Source organism: Streptomyces sp. PT12 (genome assembly GCF_003311645.1).
Taxonomy (GTDB): domain Bacteria; phylum Actinomycetota; class Actinomycetes; order Streptomycetales; family Streptomycetaceae; genus Streptomyces.
In genome coordinates, this window is sequence record NZ_QEST01000259.1 from 1 (window position 1) to 4,066 (window position 4,066).

General features: G+C 71.5%; 3 protein-coding genes. All 3 read left to right on the top strand.

Annotated elements, in window-relative coordinates; genetic code table 11:
- Nucleotides 1–644: DUF3631 domain-containing protein (locus DEH69_RS28275; protein ID WP_113689840.1), on the top strand; the 644-nt coding region annotated here is incomplete at its 5' end.
- A gap of 210 nt (nt 645–854) precedes the next feature.
- A complete protein-coding gene (locus DEH69_RS28280; protein WP_113689841.1) occupies nt 855–1,658 on the top strand; it encodes a DUF2637 domain-containing protein in 804 nt (267 codons plus the stop codon).
- A 360-nt stretch (nt 1,659–2,018) separates the two neighbouring features.
- Nucleotides 2,019–4,040, top strand: a complete 2,022-nt coding sequence (locus tag DEH69_RS28285; RefSeq protein ID WP_113689842.1) for a mobilization protein — start codon at nt 2,019–2,021, stop codon at nt 4,038–4,040.
- Nucleotides 4,041–4,066 lie beyond the last annotated feature (26 nt).

Below are 4,066 nucleotides of genomic sequence, written 5' to 3' on the forward strand. Positions count from 1 at the left end.
GCGACCTGCCCGACACGATCATGGACCGCTCCGTGGTCATCCGCATGCGCCGCCGAGCACCGGGCGAGAGCGTGGCCGCCTTCCGCACCGGCCGTGACACACCCGTCCTGCACGCCCTACGCGACCGCCTCACCGCCTGGCTCCACCCCCTGTACGCCAAGGCGAGGGACATGGAGCCGGACATGCCGGTCGAGGACCGCGCCGCCGACACCTGGGAACCCCTCGTGATCATCGCCGACCTCGCCGGAGGCGAATGGCCCGCCCTCGCCCGCGCGGCCTGCCGGGCCATGACCGCCCACGAGACCGGGAAGGACACCGACACGGGCCTGCGCACCCGCATCCTGGCCGACATCCGCGAGATCTTCACCACCGAGGGCGATCCGCCCGCACTGCGCACGAGCCGCCTGATCGAGCAGCTCAACGCCGACGCCGAAGCGCCCTGGGTCGAGCACGGCCCGACCGGGCTCACCCCACGCCGCCTGGGCCTGCTGCTGGAGGACTACGGCATCCGGCCGGGCAACCACCGCTTCCCCGGTGGCACTCAGGCCAAGGGATACGCCCGCACCCAGTTCCTCGACGCCTGGGCCCGCTACTGCCCCGCACCGGACCCCTCCCCGGCCCAGCCAGTCGAGCCCACCGCCTGACCCGACTTGACCCGTCCCACCCGTCCCCGCGCAGCTCAGCACGGGGACGGGTGCCCGACCCGCAACGAGTCGACGCAACATCACCACCCCACCCGTACCTGCCCCGACCAGGCATGCAACGGGTGGGACGAGTCACCGCACCACATGGCGGCGCGCCCCTCCCCTCCCGCCCCGAGGGACCGCCGCGCACCCCACCCGGAGCACCGCCACATGTCCTCGCCCACCGCCACCGCCGCCATACCGGGAACCGCCACGATCCGCCTCGGAATCGCCCTCCTCGGCACCGTCGGCTTCGCCATCTCCTACGACGCCCTGTGCCAGATGGCCATCGCCATCCACATCCGCGGACCCCTCACCTACGCCTTCCCCCTCGTGATCGACGGCTTCATCGCCATCGGCATCGGCGCCCTGCTCATCCTGCGCACCGCCCCACTCCACTCCCGCCTCTACGTCTGGGCCCTCGTCGGCATCGCGACGGCCACAAGCATCTGGGCCAAGGCCCTCCACGCCGTCCGCCTCAACCAGCAGACCCACCAGGGCAGCGGTCTGCACCTGGACGACCTCACCGTCGGCGCACTGTCCGCCATCGCCCCACTCGCCCTCGCCGGAGCCGTCCACCTCTACCTCGTCATCCGCCGCCACCGCCACACGCCCCCTGTCCGCCACCACAGCGGAGCCCAGAACCGCCAACAACCCGCCCGCACCAACACCGAGCCCGACAGGCAGGCGTCCACGCCGACCTCCGCCGATGACGTGGCGGAAGGGGGCGCCGATGTGGCGGAAGCCACGTTGCCTTCCGCCAAGCCCAAGGGCCGACAGCCCAGCGCCCCCATCGACGAACTCCTCGCCATCGGCCGCACCGCCCCCAAAGGCCGCGAGGGACGCGTCTCCCGTCGCAACGTCGAAGCGGCCATCCGGGCCAAGGGCCACTCCGTCGGCAAGGACCGCCTCACCGAGATCACCCGCCGCCTGCAGGCCGAACTCGACCGCGTCCCCACCGATACCCCGGCCTGACCCGACTCGACCCGTCCCACCCGTCCCCGCCCAGCTCAGCACCGGGACGGGTGTCAGACCCGCAACGAGTCGACCCGGCATCACCACCCCACCCCTACCTGCCCCGACCAGGCATGCAACGAGTGGGACGAGTCACCGCCCAACCAGCAACACCCAAGGAGAGAAGGGCTCATGCGCGACCCCCACCACCGACTCCCCACCGATCAACAGGAGGTGACCAGCGCCGATACCGGCGGAGCAAGTAGGGGGGTAAGGAATCCTTCCCCCCGCTCCGCCCCGGAGGGAGCGGAGCAGCCGGCCGGTGGGGCCGCCGCGTTCTCCGGCCCGGGGGTGCCGCAGGAGGAGTCCTTCCAGGAGCGCGTGCGGCGCCGTAAGCGCGAACCCGAGCAGCGCCAGCACCGCACGCACCCGCGCTTCAGCGACGCCGAGTGGGCCGCCCTCACCGCCGCCGCGAAGGCCAACCACTGCAAGCCGGGCACCTTCACCGCCCTGGCCACCGTGCTGGCCGCCGGCCACGACGACCCCCGCGCAGCCGTCGCCGACTTCCGCACCGGCATCCAGCGACTGGGCGAGGCCACCACCGCCCTGTCCCGGATCGGGAACCTCCTCAACCAGGAAACCCGCCACCTCCACCAGGGCGGCGGCCTCTTCCACGCGCACGAGCGGCTCCTGGCCCGCCTGGAGGAAGCCATCGACACCGTCGAGGACACCGCGGTTGCGGCTGCTGCGGGAACCGACGTGATCGTCAAGCCCATCCAGGTCCGCGACTTCGCCTACAAGACCGTCCGCTACCTCTTCGGCCCCGGCCGCCACAACGAGCACACCGACCCCCACCTGGTTGCCTCCTGGAACGACTACGCCCCCGACCCCGGCCGCCACCCCCAACGCCACACCATCGGCCAACTCGCCGCCCGCCTCGACATACCGATCAAAGCCCTCCCCAAACACCTACGGCCGGAAGTGAAGTACCTCCACATCCCCGTCCGGGCCGCGCCCGGAGACCGGCACCTCACCGACGACGAATGGGCCCACATCGCCCGCCGAATCCTCCACACCGCGCGCCTCGCGCCGGAAGGGGACGACCAGGCGTGCCGCTGGATCGCGGTCAGGCACGCCGAGGACCACATCCACCTCCTGGCCACCCTCGTCCGTCAGGACGGGCGCACCCCCGACGTGCCACGCAAGTACATCCAGGTCATGCGCCGCGAAGTCGACCGCATCGAAGCCGACCTCGGCCTGCGCCGCCTCAACCCCGGCGACGGCACCGCCGCCAAACGCCCCGGCCACCGCGAACACTTCAAAGCCCACCGCACCGGCCGAATGGCCGACAGCGCCCGGCTGCGCACCACCGTACGCCGGGCACTGGCCGCCTCCGCCACCATCGAAGAACTCGTCACCCACCTCGCCAACCACGGCGTCCTCGCCAACGTTGCCCGCAAACCATCCGGCGACATCCGCGGCATCACCTTCGCCCACCAACCCACCGACGGCGAACAGCCCATCTGGTACTCCGGCAGCAGGCTCGCCCCCGACCTCTCCCTCCCCAAAATCCTGGGCCGCCTGGCCGCCGCCGAACACTTCCCCACCGGCTTCCGCCCCGACGACCCCTGGCGCCACGCCGCCCGCACACTCCGCACCCTCCCCGACCTCCTCGACCAAGAGGATGAGCAGGCCGCCGCCGACCACATCCACGCCTTCGGCGCCCTCCTCGACGCCGCCGCCCAGACCGCCCCCACACCCGGCCGCGCCGAACTCCGCCAAGCCGCAGCCGCCTTCGAACGCGCCACCCGCACCCACAAAGAAGCCAACTACCAGGCAGGCCGAGCCCTACGCGAACTCGCCTACCAAATCACCCGCACCCCCGCCACCGGCGAAACCGGCGCATGGCTCCTATGCGCCGCCATCGCCGCAGTCATCGCCATCACCCGCTGGCACCACGCCCGCCACCACCAACAACAGGAAGCCGCCGCCCGCCAAGCCCTCACCCACCTCCGAGCCGCCTACCAGCACACCGCCGCCGCACCCCTCGCCGCCATCACCGCCCACGCCCCGCACCCGCGCATCACCGCCTACTGGGAGACCCGCATCCACACCCTCCTCCCCGAGACAGCCGACCGCATCACCACCGACCCCACCTGGCCCGCCCTCGCCACTACCCTCCACCACGCCCATCTCGCAGGCATCAGTCCCGAATCACTCATTACCACAGACGACGCCGCGAAGGAACTCACCAACACGGACAACCCCGTCGCCCTACTCCTATGGCGCCTCCGCGACCAACAGGCCGAACAACAGCACGCCAGGAACACAGCCGCGCGTTCCGTCCGGCGGCCCGTGCCTAACCTCGGGCTTTCGGGAGTGTCCAATAGACGGCGGATCTGATGATCAAGGAGACGCCTGATGAGCGA